At 38.3% G+C, this 14,384-nt stretch carries 13 protein-coding genes; 6 read left to right on the forward strand and 7 right to left on the reverse strand.

Annotated features, from left to right (window positions below):
- Positions 1-4: 4 nt before the first annotated feature.
- Positions 5-316, forward strand: coding sequence for a hypothetical protein (locus tag IGJ37_RS03220; RefSeq protein WP_002380123.1), 312 nt, complete (start codon positions 5-7; stop codon positions 314-316).
- Between the two features lie 46 nt (positions 317-362).
- On the opposite strand, the gene IGJ37_RS03225 is transcribed toward IGJ37_RS03220, so the two are convergent.
- From IGJ37_RS03225 to IGJ37_RS03235, 3 genes are read right to left on the reverse strand one after another with little or no spacing between them, the layout of a single operon-like run.
- Entirely contained in the window at positions 363-1,517 is a 1,155-nt protein-coding gene (locus IGJ37_RS03225; RefSeq protein WP_002355768.1) for a pyridoxal phosphate-dependent aminotransferase, read from the reverse strand.
- Between the two features lie 15 nt (positions 1,518-1,532).
- Positions 1,533-2,255, reverse strand: a complete 723-nt coding sequence (locus tag IGJ37_RS03230) for an amino acid ABC transporter ATP-binding protein (RefSeq protein WP_002361352.1) — start codon at positions 2,253-2,255, stop codon at positions 1,533-1,535.
- Complete coding sequence (locus tag IGJ37_RS03235) at positions 2,248-3,711, reverse strand: ABC transporter permease subunit (RefSeq protein ID WP_002355770.1); 1,464 nt, start codon at positions 3,709-3,711, stop codon at positions 2,248-2,250. Before IGJ37_RS03235 ends, IGJ37_RS03230 begins: the two co-directional genes overlap by 8 nt.
- Positions 3,712-3,881: 170 nt before the next feature.
- Between IGJ37_RS03235 and IGJ37_RS03240 the strand changes: the two genes are divergently transcribed.
- From IGJ37_RS03240 to adhE, 5 genes are all read left to right on the forward strand, one after another.
- A complete protein-coding gene (locus IGJ37_RS03240; RefSeq protein WP_002358821.1) occupies positions 3,882-4,988 on the forward strand; it encodes an iron-containing alcohol dehydrogenase family protein in 1,107 nt (368 codons plus the stop codon).
- 158 nt (positions 4,989-5,146) lie between these two features.
- A complete protein-coding gene (gene tgt / locus IGJ37_RS03245; RefSeq protein ID WP_002355772.1) occupies positions 5,147-6,292 on the forward strand; it encodes a tRNA guanosine(34) transglycosylase Tgt in 1,146 nt (381 codons plus the stop codon).
- A gap of 60 nt (positions 6,293-6,352) precedes the next feature.
- Entirely contained in the window at positions 6,353-6,751 is a 399-nt protein-coding gene (gene yajC / locus IGJ37_RS03250) for a preprotein translocase subunit YajC (protein WP_002383336.1), read from the forward strand.
- A gap of 412 nt (positions 6,752-7,163) precedes the next feature.
- Entirely contained in the window at positions 7,164-7,469 is a 306-nt protein-coding gene (locus IGJ37_RS03255) for a post-transcriptional regulator (RefSeq protein ID WP_325815017.1), read from the forward strand.
- Between the two features lie 154 nt (positions 7,470-7,623).
- On the forward strand, positions 7,624-10,221 hold the full coding sequence (adhE, locus tag IGJ37_RS03260; RefSeq protein ID WP_002388933.1) for a bifunctional acetaldehyde-CoA/alcohol dehydrogenase: 2,598 nt from the start codon (positions 7,624-7,626) through the stop codon (positions 10,219-10,221).
- 44 nt (positions 10,222-10,265) lie between these two features.
- On the opposite strand, the gene fni is transcribed toward adhE, so the two are convergent.
- The 4 genes from fni to mvk are packed head-to-tail and all read right to left on the reverse strand — an operon-like array spanning position 10,266 to position 14,341.
- Complete coding sequence (gene fni / locus IGJ37_RS03265) at positions 10,266-11,309, reverse strand: type 2 isopentenyl-diphosphate Delta-isomerase (protein WP_033917997.1); 1,044 nt, start codon at positions 11,307-11,309, stop codon at positions 10,266-10,268.
- Positions 11,293-12,399 carry a phosphomevalonate kinase gene (locus IGJ37_RS03270; RefSeq protein WP_002355777.1) on the reverse strand — a complete coding sequence of 369 codons (1,107 nt, stop codon included), beginning with the start codon at positions 12,397-12,399 and terminating at the stop codon, positions 11,293-11,295. Before IGJ37_RS03270 ends, fni begins: the two co-directional genes overlap by 17 nt.
- Positions 12,400-12,401: 2 nt before the next feature.
- Positions 12,402-13,397 carry a diphosphomevalonate decarboxylase gene (gene mvaD, locus IGJ37_RS03275; RefSeq protein WP_002355778.1) on the reverse strand — a complete coding sequence of 332 codons (996 nt, stop codon included), beginning with the start codon at positions 13,395-13,397 and terminating at the stop codon, positions 12,402-12,404.
- On the reverse strand, positions 13,397-14,341 hold the full coding sequence (gene mvk / locus IGJ37_RS03280) for a mevalonate kinase (protein WP_010828617.1): 945 nt from the start codon (positions 14,339-14,341) through the stop codon (positions 13,397-13,399). Before mvk ends, mvaD begins: the two co-directional genes overlap by 1 nt.
- Positions 14,342-14,384 lie beyond the last annotated feature (43 nt).

Below are 14,384 nucleotides of genomic sequence, written 5' to 3' on the forward strand. Positions count from 1 at the left end.
ACAAATGACTGAAAAACTTGCTGTTTTTACAGGGAAATTAGCAGAGGCTGGTGTGTTAAATGAGACGCAGCCATTGTCAATGCGATTACATTTAGAAAATATCCAAGCAGAAAGTGATCCAGAATCCATTGTTCCCTTATTTTCTCAAGGGGTAATTTTAAACATACTTGTTGAACAGTTAGAGGAAAGTATCCCACTGTCTCACTTGAAAAAAGGGACCAAAGTCCGTTTCACAGTCGTGGGCTTGCCGCCGATGACTATGTCGATTCCACCGCATGTTGGTGGGCAAGCGATTGAATTGATAGAAGAAATCTAAAAAGCTTCTGCATTAGCTATGATTATTAGCTAATGCAGAAGCTTTTTTATTCAAAGGTCATTCTTTCAATTCGATCGAACGCTTCCTTTAATAAATCTAAATTTTGTGTTGCGGCTAAACGAATGTACTCATCGCCCGTTGTTTCACCAAATGCTTTTCCAGGAATCACTAATACCTGTGTCTCTTTTAAAAGCTTTTCCACAAAAGGAACGGAAGTTAGTCCAGTTTTTTGAATATTAATGAAGGCGTAAATACTTCCTTTGACTGGATGAAGCGAAAGGAAAGGAATCTTTGCTACTCGCTGGGCCACATACTCTAAACGTGTTTGGAACACTTCAACGATTGGGTCTACAAATTCGTCAAAATGTTGTAACGCATAGATTCCTGCTTGCTGTGACAACGTAGGCGCAGAATACGTAACGCCTTCATTAATTAATTTGGCTACTTCGTTAATATAGTCTGGGGCAATCATATAACCAATACGCCAACCAGTCATTGCAAAGGCTTTTGAAAAGCTACCAAAAGTGATAGTATTTTCTGGAGCAAACGTAGCCATGGGAGTAAACGTTTCTTGGAAACAAAAGGCTTCATAAACTTCATCTGAAAGAATGTATAAGTTGTGTTCAATCGCTACCTGTGCGATTTCTCTGAAAGTTTCTTCAGAGAAAACAGCGCCTGTTGGGTTATTCGGTGAATTAAGAATAATCGCTTTGGTTTTAGGCGTGATTTTTTCTTTCAAAAGAGCTACATCAATTTGGAAACCATCTTCTTCATAGGTTGGTAAAAAGACCGGAACGCCATCTGCTAAAAGGACTTGGTCTTTATAAGGAGAGAAATAAGGTTCATGAATAATCACTTCATCTCCAGGATTTAGAATCACTTGTAAGGCAAGGTACATTCCGTGCAGAGCGCCAACTGTGGCCCGGACTTGATTCGGTTGAAAAGATAATTGATAATGTGACTGATAAAACTGAATGACCGCCTCAATGAATGCCTCGCTACCATCAGAAGCGGTATATTTTGTATGCCCATTTTTGGCATCGTTAGCTGCTTGTTCGATAATCCGCTCATCGGTAATTAAGTCAGGGTCACCAATCGATAAATCGATTAAATTTGGGGTCTTTTTCGCCAATGTTGCAATATCCATGAGTAAATTTTCAGTAGGTTGTTGGTAACGTGTTGCGATATTCTTGCGATCCATACCAGGTGCTCCTTTTTATAAAACTTTTCTTAGAAAATCTTGTGTTCTTGGGTTTTGTGGCGCATCAAAAATTTCTTCAGGTGTGCCTTCTTCTTGAATGATTCCTGCATCCATAAAAATGACACGGTCCGCAACTTCTTTTGCGAAGCCCATTTCGTGGGTAACCACCACCATTGTCATCCCTTCAATAGCTAAATTTTTCATAACGGATAGCACTTCGCCCACCATTTCAGGGTCTAAGGCAGAAGTTGGTTCATCGAACAGCATCACGTCAGGGCGCATGGCTAAAGCACGAGCAATCGCTACCCGTTGTTGTTGCCCACCAGAAAGTTGAGAGGGATAATTTTCTTTTTTATCTGATAAACCAACTTGTTCCAGTAAAGAAAGAGCATGTTCTGTGGCTTCAGAAGCGGCTTCTTTTTTTACTTTAACAGGACTAATCGTTAAGTTTTCCAAGACATTTTTATGCGGGAAAAGATTGAAATTTTGGAATACCATTCCCATTTTTTGACGAAGTTGATCAATGTTGGTATTTTTATCTAATAAATTTTTTCCTTCAAATTCAACGCTGCCACCAGTTGGTGTTTCTAATAAGTTCAAGCAACGTAAAAAAGTACTTTTACCACTACCAGAAGGGCCAATAATTACGACAACTTCACCAGCTTCAATTTCTAAGTCAATTCCTTTAAGTACTTCATTTTTTCCAAATGTTTTCTGTAAGTTTTTAATGTTAATCACTAGTACTCATTCTCCTTTCAGCAACACCTAATAGACGTGAGATAGTAAAGGTTAGGACGAAATAAATCAACGATACAATTAAGTAAGGTAGGAAGGGTTTAAAACTTGCTCCTTGAACGTTGCCAGCTTGGAAAATTAGTTCTGAAACACCAATGACTGAAACAACGGAAGATTCTTTAATTACTGTAACAAATTCATTGCCTAACGCTGGTAAAATATTTTTAATAGCTTGTGGGAAAATGATGTATCGCATTGCTTGGTTTTGATTCATTCCCAAAGAACGAGCAGCTTCCAATTGTCCTTTATTAACTGCCTGAATACCAGCACGAATAATTTCTGCTACATATGCACCACTGTTTAAAGAAAGAGCAATACAACCAGCTGCTACTTTTGATAAGTCTAAACCAAGAACGCCTGTCCCGAAATAGACAATAAAAATTTGAACAAGCAAAGGAGTGCCACGAACATATTCAATATAAGCAATGGCAATGCCACGTAAAATTTTGGAATTGGCTAACTTCATTAAGGCAAGTAATGCCCCTAAAATGGCACCAAACAAAACACCAATGAAAGCTAGGAAAATGGTATAGCCTGCACCGTTAAGGTAGAACTTTCCATACTTTTGTAAAAAGCTTTGATCTTTTTGGAACATTAATTGATTGGCTTCTTTTTTATAACCGTCCATTAATTTTTGATCATTAATTTGTTTAATAGAGGCATTTACTTTCTCCGTCAAAACGGGCGCATCTTTAGGAAAAGCAACGGCAGTATCTTTTGAGCCTTTTTCAAAGGTAACATCAGCAAAAGCTAAATCCTCATTTTGAGAAACATAGGCTTCGCCAACCGGTTCTTCCATAACGACTGCATCTAATTTATTATTTTTTAGATTCATAATTAAATCTGGAATTTTTTGAAGAGAAGTAGGGACAGCACCGGTTAATTCGGTTTTAATTAATTCTTCTTGTGTCGTTTGCTTTTGGGCACCTGCACGAACGCCTTCGAAATCTTTAGTGGAATGAAATTTATCTTTGTCTTCTTTCCGAACAATGACTCTTTGTTGAACGTTCATATATGGTTGAGAAAAAGCCACTTCTTTTAATCGTTCAGGCGTTGGCGACATGCCAGAGATGACCATGTCAATCTTGCCAGTTTTTAAGGCCCCTAACAGAGCATCGAAGCCTAGTTCTTCGATTTTTAATTTAACGCCTAAATCGTCGGCAATTTTTTGAGCAATAGAAATATCAAAACCAACAATTTTATCTTCACCATCTACTTTTGCATGAAATTCATAAGGGGCATAGTCTGCGGATAAGCCGACAACTAGTTCTCCCTTTTGGATGATTTTGTCATAGACTGGATCGTTTTCGGCTGCAAAAGTTTCTTTAATAGGTAATAATGAGAGCAGCAAGAATAAAATTGGTAAAATCGTCTGTAGCCATTTTTTACATTTGGTCATTTGCGTAAACTCCTTTTTGTATTATTTTTATAAATATTCAAAAAAAGCGAATAAATGTATAAAAATTTATTGTGTTATGATGTGGTTTATCATATCATAGAATATGTAAAAGGAAAAGTAGTAGAGTTGAAAAAATACAACTTTTTCAAAAAAATTTTCAAAAGTCAAAAATGAAGGGGATTTTCAAGATGGAACAATCATTAATTGTGAGAGGGACACCACAAGAGTATCTTTGCGAAATTGGTTCGTGGGAATTATTAGAAGGACAACTATTATGCAGAAATATTCATCGTGTATTCATTTTACACGGGACTGAGTCATGGCAAGCGGCAAAACCGTATTTTCCGACGTTTCAAAAAGTAACAGCTGTTTTTGAAAACTATGGAGGTGTTTGTACAGATCAACGTGTGCAAGAGTTAGAAGCGCAAGTGCTGGACAATCATTTAGAGGCCATCGTCGCTGTTGGTGGAGGAAAAGTGGCCGACTTGGGCAAAGCCTTAGCACACAAAATGGCGTTACCGGTAATTATTTTGCCCACTTTAGCAGCTACTTGTGCACCGTGTACGCCATTGAGTGTAATGTATCGAGAAGATGGAGCAATGGAACGATATGACGTTTTTCCGCAAGCAAACGCTTTGGTGTTGGTAGAACCAAGAGTGTTATTGCATTCGCCTCGGTCCTTAATGGTGGCAGGTATTGGGGATACATTAGCTAAATGGTACGAAGCAGATGCGATTATTTCGCAGTTAGATGTCCAAGTGTTACCTATTCAAGTTTCTCATTTTGCCGCGGAAAAATGTCGCGATATTTTGTTAAATGAAAGTATCAATGCTTTAAAAGCGATGGAAGAGCAACAATTAAATCAATCGTTTATTGATGTCATCGAAACAAATTTAATTATTGGTGGAATGGTGGGTGGCTTTGGCGATGATTATGGTCGGACAGCGGGTGCCCATTCCATTCATGATGCACTAACTTTGCTACCAGCTAGCCATCGACAATTGCATGGAAACAAAGTGGCGTATGGTGTGTTTGTTCAATTAGCCATTGAAGAGAAATGGCAAGAAATCGCTGAATTGATTCCTTTCTATCACCAACTAGGTTTGCCTATTTCTTTAAAAGAAATGGAGATGGACTTAACTGAAGCCGAGTATCAAGAAGTAGCAGAACGTGCTTGTATAGAAGGCGAAACGATTCATTATATGAAACAAAAAATTACCCCTGAAATTGTGAAAACAGCGATGCAAGATTTAGAAAAATATACAGCGACAAAATAAGTGCCAAACAGCAACTAGCTCATTTGAATTATTTGAACTAGTTGCTGTTTTTTAAGGATCCTTTTTTGAAAAAAGAAACCTTGAGAAATCCTTGCAAATTCAATAAAAAAAAAGTATGATGATGGGAGGACAAATTATAGTAGAAAGTAGGGAAATGAATGACGGAACCAGCCATTCGTTATCGTTTAATCAAAAAAGATAAACACACAGGTGCGCGTTTAGGTGAATTAATTACTCCTCACGGCACATTTCCAACACCAATGTTTATGCCGGTAGGTACACTTGCGACAGTTAAAACAATGTCACCAGAAGAATTAAAAGAAATGGGTGCCGGTGTTATTTTAAGTAATACTTACCATTTATGGTTACGCCCAGGTGAAGATTTAGTCGAAGAAGCAGGCGGTTTACACAAATTTATGAACTGGGATCAACCTATTTTAACTGATTCAGGTGGCTTCCAAGTCTTCTCATTAAGTGATATGCGGAAAATCGAAGAAGAAGGTGTGCATTTTAGAAATCATTTAAATGGTTCAAAAATGTTCCTTTCTCCAGAAAAAGCGATCAATATTCAAAATAAATTAGGATCAGATATTATGATGAGCTTTGATGAATGTCCACCATTTGATGAAAGCTATGAGTATGTCAAACGCTCGATTGAACGGACTTCTCGTTGGGCTGAGCGTGGCTTAAAAGCCCATGCGAATCCTGATAGACAGGGATTATTCGGTATTGTTCAAGGTGCGGGATTTGAAGATTTACGTCGTCAAAGTGCTAAAGATTTAGTGAGTATGGATTTTCCTGGCTATTCGATTGGTGGCTTATCTGTTGGTGAGTCTAAGGAAGAAATGAACCGAGTCTTAGACTTTACGACACCGTTAATTCCTGAAAATAAACCACGTTACTTAATGGGTGTGGGTGCCCCTGATTCATTAATTGATGGAGTGATTCGTGGGATTGACATGTTTGATTGTGTGCTACCAACACGTATTGCGCGCAATGGTACTTGTATGACTTCACAAGGTCGCTTGGTTGTTAAAAATGCCCAATATGCAAGAGATTTTCGTCCGCTTGATGAAAAATGTGATTGTTATGTTTGTCGTAATTATACGCGGGCCTATATTCGTCATTTGATTAAATGTGATGAAACATTCGGAATCCGTTTAACATCGTATCATAATTTATACTTCTTGTTAGACTTAATGAAAAACGTCCGTCAAGCAATTATGGACGACAATTTATTAGAATTCCGACAAGCGTTTTTTGAAGAATATGGCTTTAATAAAGCGAATGCAAAAAGTTTCTAAAAATTAGAGGAAAAAACTAGTTCTTCAAGCATTTTTTTGATACAGTTAGTAGTGTGAATAATGCAGAGTGAGGTGAAACAAATGGGTGGCGGATTTACAATGATTTTTACATTAGTCCTTTTAGGAGGAATGATGTTTTTCATGACACGTTCTCAAAAGAAACAACAGCAAGAACGTCAAAAACAACTAAACGCAATGAAAACTGGCGATAGTGTTGTCACAATTGGTGGTTTACATGGTGTTTTAAGTGAAATCAACGAAAAAACAGTTTTAATCGATTGCGAAGGTATTGTCTTAGAATTTGACCGTGCAGCAATTCGAACTGTAACACCTGGAACTGCTGTTACAAATGATTCAGCAGTAACTAGTGTACCAGTCACAGAAGTTGAAGAGACAGTCACAGAAGAAGTAACTGAAGTTCCTGAAACATCAGATCCTTCAAAAGAAAAGAAAGACTAAACGATTCAACTGATTCATTTAATGGTTAAAGAGAGCGGAACAGGCTTTTCAAAGGCGAAACTGTGACCAGTAGTCACACGAGAAAGCCAATAAGAAGAGATAATTCCTATTCCGCTCGTGTCGTTTATCTTAAAATGTAGGACTAGGAAGGAGCCTGGGACAAAAATCACTTTGGATTTTTGTCCCAGGCTTAAAAATTGATAAACGGCGGGAACAGAAGCAACTCCTTCGGAAATAAGCCAAAATTCTCCCAAAATTAAAGAACAATTTTCGGAAATTTCTTCTTATTTCTCGGAGTTAAACACTTCTGTCCCGACCTTGTCCTAAGTCCTTTTTAACTATTAAGTTTACAAAAAAGGTTCCTTTTTATAGTGTTGGAAGATAGTTAAAAAGTGAGCAATCTTTCGCTTGGTTGGAAGGAGAAGAGCCCATGACAATGGAAAAATTAAGTTGGTTACAACAAAAAATGCTCAATAAAAGTATTAAAAAGAAGTGCCAAAATTTTCGTGAACTAGGTTATTCTTCCATCAACGAAGAAGATTTATTGACTTATTTACTCACCTATCGTTGGAAAAAGCAAGCCCGTTCATCTGTCAAAGACTGTCGCAAAGACATTCAGAAGGTTAAGCCGAATGAATTTTTTGACTATCAACAATTATTGGCACAGACATCAAAAAATCCTTTAAGGGACTGGCATGATATTGAAGACTTATTCTAGAAAAAAGAATAGGTCTTTTTTTGAGATAAAAAAATTATAAATAGTTGTGAAAAATATCACAAAAACTATTTACAAGATTCATTTTATGTTGTATGATGTGAATGTGAAATAGTTAACAAAGTTTTTTTAAAATGAAACTCTTAGGAGGATGAACATGGTTAAAACAGTAAAAAAAGAAAAGACAGAAACGGTTGATGTTTCATCAATGATTGATGAATTAGCAACAAAAGCGAATGTCGCTTTAAAAGCAATGGAAGATTTTACACAAGAACAAGTAGATCACATTGTCCATCAAATGGCGATGGCGGCGTTAGACCAACATATGCCTTTAGCAAAAATGGCTGTCGAAGAAACTGGCCGTGGAATCTATGAAGATAAAGCAATCAAAAATATGTATGCATCTGAATACATTTGGAATAATATTAAACATGATAAAACAGTGGGTGTAATTAACAAAGACGAACAAACCGGTTTAATGGAAATTGCTGAGCCAGTTGGCGTGGTATGTGGGGTCACACCAACAACAAACCCAACGTCAACAACTATTTTTAAATCACTAATCGCCTTAAAAACAAGAAATCCAATTGTTTTTGCTTTCCATCCTAGCGCACAAAAATGTTCGGCAGAAGCGGCACGTATTGTACGAGATGCGGCGATTGCAGCAGGTGCACCAGAAAATTGTATTCAATGGATTGAACAACCATCGATTGATGCAACATCTGCTTTGATGAATCATCCAGGGATTGCCATTGTTTTAGCAACTGGTGGCGCAGGCATGGTAAAATCTGCGTACTCAACAGGTAAACCAGCACTAGGCGTTGGTCCTGGGAACGTACCAGCTTATATTGAAAAAACGGCTAAAGTAAAACGTGCGGTTAATGATTTAATTGTTTCAAAATCATTTGATAATGGAATGATTTGTGCTTCTGAGCAAGCGGTCATTGTGGATAAAGAAATTTATGCTTCTGTCAAAGCTGAGTTTGAAGCACACAATGTTTACTTCGTGAAACCGAATGAATTACAAAAACTAGAAGATGCAGTGATGAATGAAGGCAAATACGCAGTAAATCCAGCGATTGTCGGTAACTCTGCAGAAAAAATTGCTGAATTAGCAGGAATTAGCGTACCAAAAGGCACAAAAATTTTAGTCGCTGAATTAGAAGGTGCAGGTCCAGAATATCCATTATCAAGAGAAAAATTATCGCCAGTTTTAGCAATGATGAAATCAAACAATGCAGAGCATGCTTTTGAACTATGTGAAGCGATGTTAAACTTAGGTGGTTTAGGACATACAGCAGTAATTCATACAGAAGATGAAGAGTTACAAGTTGCTTTTGGTTTACGTATGAAAGCTTGTCGTATTTTAGTGAATACTCCATCAGCAGAAGGCGGTATCGGTAACATTTATAACGAAATGATTCCATCTTTAACACTTGGTTGTGGTTCATACGGGAAAAACTCTGTTTCTAAAAACGTATCAGCCATTAACTTAATTAATATTAAAACGGTAGCGAAACGGAGAAATAATATGCAATGGTTTAAATTACCTCCAAAAATTTTCTTTGAAAAAAATTCTTTACAATATCTACAAAAAATGGAAAATGTTGAACGTGTCATGTTAGTTTGTGACCCAGGTATGGTTCAATTTGGCTATGCAGATATCGTACGTAAAGAGCTACAAAAACGTAAAAATGATGTGAAAATCGAAGTATTTTCTGATGTTGAACCAAACCCATCAACAAATACTGTTTATGCAGGTACCAAAATGATGGTTGATTTCCAACCAGATACAGTGATTGCCTTGGGTGGCGGTTCTGCAATGGATGCGGCGAAAGGCATGTGGATGTTCTATGAACACCCAGATACAGAGTTCTTTGGTGCAAAACAAAAATTCTTAGATATCCGCAAACGGACATATAAAATTGCCAAACCAGAAAAAACACAATTTGTTTGTATCCCAACTACTTCAGGAACTGGTTCAGAAGTTACACCATTTGCCGTTATCACTGATAGTGAAACACACGTGAAATATCCGTTAGCAGACTATGCGTTAACACCAGATGTAGCGATTGTTGATCCACAGTTCGTAATGTCTGTGCCAGCTTCAGTCACTGCAGATACAGGTATGGATGTTTTAACACATGCTATTGAATCTTATGTTTCCGTGATGGCTTCAGATTACACACGTGGTTTAAGTTTACAAGCAATCAAGTTAGTTTTCGATCATTTAGAAAATTCAGTGAAACGTCCAGATATGGAATCTCGTGAAAAAATGCATAATGCATCAACCATGGCAGGGATGGCATTTGCTAATGCATTCTTAGGTATTTGTCACTCTATCGCTCATAAAATTGGTGGGGAATATGGCATTCCACATGGTCGTACAAATGCGATTTTATTACCACATATTATTCGTTACAATGCGAAAGATCCATCAAAACACGCAATGTTCCCTAAATATGATTACTTCCGCGCCGATACTGATTATGCAGACATTGCAAAATTCTTAGGCTTAAAAGGAAATACTACCGCAGAATTAGTAGAAGCTTTAGCAACAGCAGTAGCAGACTTAGGTAAATCAGTCGGAATTGACATGAACTTGAAAGCCCAAGGTGTCTCACAAGAAACATTAGACACAACGGTTGATCGTATGGCAGAACTTGCATATGAAGACCAATGTACAACTGCAAATCCGAAAGAACCATTAATTAGTGAACTAAAACAAATTATCTTAGATGCTTATGTAGGATAAAAGAACTCAAATAAAGAGACCAGAACATTAATGTTCTGGTCTCTTTAACGTTTTGCGAAAACAGTGCTGTCGATGCCACGGTTATGACACCAATTAACTAAAACTGGATCGAGGACAAGTGCAGTACTCGTCAATTCTTCTGTCGTCTTTTTTCCTAAAAGAGTATAAAGCATTTTCACTTCTTCTTGCCATTGCTGTACAAGGGCTAAGGTATTTTCTAAACCATTTTTACTCATAAGGGAAGCTAAGATAGTCCCAGCAACTCCCATGCTTTTGGCACCTAAAGCGAGTCCTTTGACAATATCAAGAGAGTTACGCACACCGCCAGAGCCAAGAATAGTTAGCTTCTTTTGCCAATTTTGTGATTCCAGAAGAGAGATGACCGTTGATTGCCCCCAATCATCTAAGAAAGAAAGTTCGCGTTTCTTCCGCCGGGCATTTTCAATTTGCGTAAAACTCGTTCCGCCTTGGCCGCTCACATCCGCTGCTTGAACGCCGATAGAGGTAAGTTTTTCTAAGGTTTCTTGGCTCATACCAAAGCCAACCTCTTTGACAATAACAGGCACTTCTACGGCCCGTACGATAGCTTCAATTTTGGTTAGCCAATTAGTGAAATCACGATCTCCTTCAGGCATGACCAATTCTTGGGGCACATTTACATGGATTTGTAAGGCATTCGCTTGAAATAAATCAAGCGCTCGCTTTGCTTCTTCCACACCCAAGCCTGCACCAATATTGGCAAAAATGAGTCCATCTGGGTTTTCTTTTCGCATAATTTGATACGTATCCGCTAAACTAGCATCTTTTAACGCTGCCGAGACAGATCCTGTCGCAACTAAAAGGCCAGTTTCTTTGGCAATAATGCCTAATTGCTGATTAATTTCTTTTGCACGCTGGCTACCACCTGTCATTGCATTGACATAAAAAGGTTGGGGAAGCTGAAAAGAAAGAAACGAAGTGGAAATATCCACTTCGTTAACAGCGGATTCAGCAAACGATTGGTGAACAAAACGCACACGATCAAAGTCATTACTTTTTTCTTTGTGGAACGCTTTAGCTAATGATAGATGTTCATCTTTTCGATTCATGCTTCTCCTTACACTCCTTTTGACCATAGGTATAGACGTGAAGTGGCAGTGGGGTAATTCCGTCTTTTTCCCAAGCAGTCATTAATGGTAAAATCCCAGATTTTTGGCGGAAAATTACAATCCCACAATCGCCCCCGCCAGCGCCAGAAGATTTCGCAGCTCCTGTATAAGATTCAGCCAAATCACAAAGATTTTTCAAGGCTTCTGTTTCGATTACCACACCAGTCAGTGAAGATAATTCGGCGAGCAATTGGCGATTTTTAGTAATTTGTTTTTGAATAACAGAAATTTTTCCTGTGTTAAAGCCATTAATCATTGTTTCGACACAAAGCCGACTTTTCATTAAGAACTGCTCATAAGCCGCTTGTTTTTCTTCTTTTGATTGATGGACTCGATCAACTAAGTCTGAAGTGGACGCAGGGCTACCTGTCCAACCAATTAGTAAACGTAGTTGTTTCGGTACTTTTAACGGAAAAATCATTAATTCAGGCCAGTCCATTGCTAACAAATCAGTTAATGTTTCAGTGGCTACTTTTTGATTGACCCAATCATGATCGAAGGTTGAAAAGGCAATCCAACCCCCGTAACAGCTGGCAGCGATATCTCCACAAGAACCATTTCCTTGAACGGCTAAGTGAGCTAATGCTGATAATTTGAAAATTTCCTCATTTTCCAAACCTAAGTCATAAAAAATATTCAAGGCTTTGACAGTTCCAACGGTTACTGCACCGCTTGAACCAAGACCATATTTTCGTCCATTTGAACTATCTAATTCACTCGTCACTTTTAAATGATAAAATGACAATTCTTTGTTTTGCTCTTGCGCATATTTTTCAGTTAGATGAATCGCCGCTAAAACATAATGAAAAGGATTTTCGCGAATATCTAATACAAGCTCACCATTTCGGCGTGTCCAGCGAATAGGTAACGAGCTGTATTGTGCAGATTGAATACTGCCTTCATCTGTTGTTTCTTCGACAGTTACAGTTACGAATTGATCCACAGCAACGATAATGGCAGGGTGGCCAGGTTCAACAACGGCATATTCTCCTGCAATAAATAACTTTCCTGGCGTAGTAACTTCAATCATGCTTATTTATCCATTCCTTTCGTTTCAAACAATTCAATTCCGGGACCAGCAAAAGCTGGGACTAACTGCTCTTTTGAAAAATGTTCACTTAAAAATGTTTTTAATGCTTCTAGGTTTTTCTTTTCGACTAAGACCTTGACATTCGGACCTGCATCCATTGTAAAGTAGCAAGGAATTCCTTTGGCCCGTGCTTGGCGAACTAAAGCCATCGCTTGTAAGCTGCCTGGGGACCAGTAAGTAAATGGAGGGACAGCGCCTAAGGTGGTTCCATGCATCCTTAACCCATTGGCTTCAATGATTTCTCCTAAACGAGGGAAGTCTTTTGTTTTAATTGCTTCATGAACTTGGGATAAATCTTTTTCCACATTGTCCAACCAGCCTTGATAAAAGCTAGAAGTTTCTACTGTTCGTTTCATTCCATCACGGCTGGAAACATCTTTTTCGCCATCGTTAATTAAGATAAAGAGCATGGCCAATTCGTTTTCCCAATTATTGGCTGGAATATTTTCAGCAAACGACGTTTCATCAGAGTGACCTTTGTTCCATTGAGCAAAACCACCAAAAATACTACGACAAGCAGAACCTGAACCACGTCGCGCTAAACGTGATAAGTCTTTTGCTGAAAGATTTAATCCTAAGGCTACGTTACAGGCCCCAGCTAAAGCAGCTAGACCACTCGCTGAAGAAGCCAAACCAGCTGCAGTAGGCACAAAATTTTGACTTTCTACTTTTGCAAACCAAGTACAATCGGCTTGTTGACGAACAAGGTTCAAAAATTCTTTGACTTTTTTTGTTTGTTTTTCGTTTTGCAAGATACCATCTAAAATAAATACATCTTCTGAATAATGGGCATCAAATGTCACAGTTGTTTCTGTGTAAAAGGCATCTAATGTTAATGATAAACTACTATTCATTGGTAAAATGTATTCTTCATTGGCTTTTCCCCAATATTTAATCAGAGCAATATTTGTATGCGCTCGTGCTTTTCCTGAAAGCATTACTTTTTCACCTCTAATGATTGAATCCATGTAGCAACAGCTCCATTTTCTTCTAAAGTCTGTGCAATGGTTTGTGCGGTCTTTTTATTATCTGTTAAGGCAATCATACAGCCACCGCGACCGCCGCCGGTTAATTTTGCTCCTAGAGCGCCATGTTCTAAAGAGAGAGCCACTAGTCGATCCAGCATATCGTTGCTGACGGTTAATTGCTGGAGTTGCTCTTGCGCTAACGTCATTAGCTGACCTAATTTTTGTTTATCATCTTGTAAAATTGCCTGCTTCGCTTCTTTAGTAAAAGAACCTAATTGTTTCATTGTTTCAGCGATTGCTGTGGGATTATTTTGAGCTAGCTGCGCAATGTCTTTCACTGCTTCACGTGTTTGACCTTTAATTCCCGTATCAGCTACTACTAAGTAGGCATTAGATAAATTCATCGAGAAATGTGTGGGCGGAAATCCTCTAGTAAAAAATAATGGATCAGCGCCGCTTGTTGCTGCGGCATCGATACCACTAGGATTGCCATGAGCAATTTTCTCACTTAAAGAAACAAGCTCAAACAATTCTTGATATGTATAAGCGTAATCAAAATAATCAAAAAGGCTTCGAACGATGGCCACAGCGGTTGCTGCGCTTGAACCCATTCCTCGTTCAGCGGGAATCGTACTTGTTAAGGTCAAAGTGCCTTTAACTGTATCTTCCTTTAAAAAATGTAAGGTTTGCTGAACAACTTCCTTGATATTTGCTAGCTCTTGGGGCACGTCTTCAAGCAATCCTGTAAAATATGCACAATCAATCTGCATAGTTTTTGCCGGGGTAAAGACGGCTGTGATTTCTGTCGCTTGAAAAGGAAAGGCGATTGCTGGTTCGCCGTAAACAACGGCGTGTTCCCCCATTAAAATGATTTTTCCCGTCGCTTGACCGAGGCCTTGTTTTTTTATATTCATTCACTGACATTCCTTTTGAGTAGAATCGAGTATAGGACAAAAG

Origin of the sequence: Enterococcus sp. AZ104 (assembly GCF_050546705.1) — a bacterium.
GTDB lineage: Bacteria > Bacillota > Bacilli > Lactobacillales > Enterococcaceae > Enterococcus > Enterococcus faecalis.